Annotated in this window: 1 protein-coding gene; it reads right to left on the bottom strand. The window is 66.5% G+C overall.

Features of this window, described 5'->3' with window-relative positions; all coding sequences use genetic code 11:
- A partial coding sequence (locus AACY52_RS31585; protein WP_339561591.1) for a LysR substrate-binding domain-containing protein occupies positions 1 to 398 on the bottom strand: 398 nt, incomplete at its 3' end.
- Between the last annotated feature and the right edge of the window lie 38 nt (positions 399 to 436).

The following is a 436-nucleotide window of genomic DNA, read 5'->3' as shown; positions in this document are numbered from 1 at the left end:
ATCGTGTGGAGCGACGTGCCCATCATCGTCGCCTCGGCTCGCAATTCCGGCCGGGCACAAGCGGATAGCGCATGGTCCTTAAGGCAATGCCCGTCCTCGAGCAGCAACAGCCGTGTCTCGTCGATTTCCGCAGAGGGCATCGCACGCGCGATATTGCCCATCTCGCCCGGCTGGCCTGCCACGAACAAGCGATCCTCGAACAGCACCTGCGCGCTCACCTCGCCACACGCGAACGGGAGCGCCAGCAACACGCAATCGGCACGCCCGTGATGGAGGCCCTCACAGGCGGCACCGCTGGGTTCCTCGCGCAGGAAGAGTTTGAGGTCGGGATAGTCGCGCCGCAACCGCGGCAGGATGCGCGGAAGCATGAACGGCGCGATCGTCGGGATCACGCTCATCCGCATCTCCCCCGATAAGGGGCGTCCGGCGGCGCGCG

Source organism: Pseudomonas sp. EA_65y_Pfl1_P113, from assembly GCF_963970525.1.
In the GTDB taxonomy this organism is placed as follows: Bacteria; Pseudomonadota; Gammaproteobacteria; order Pseudomonadales; family Pseudomonadaceae; genus Aquipseudomonas; species Aquipseudomonas tritici.
Note: the sequence above shows the minus strand (reverse complement) of the source record. Positions and strands in the feature narration are given on the sequence as shown.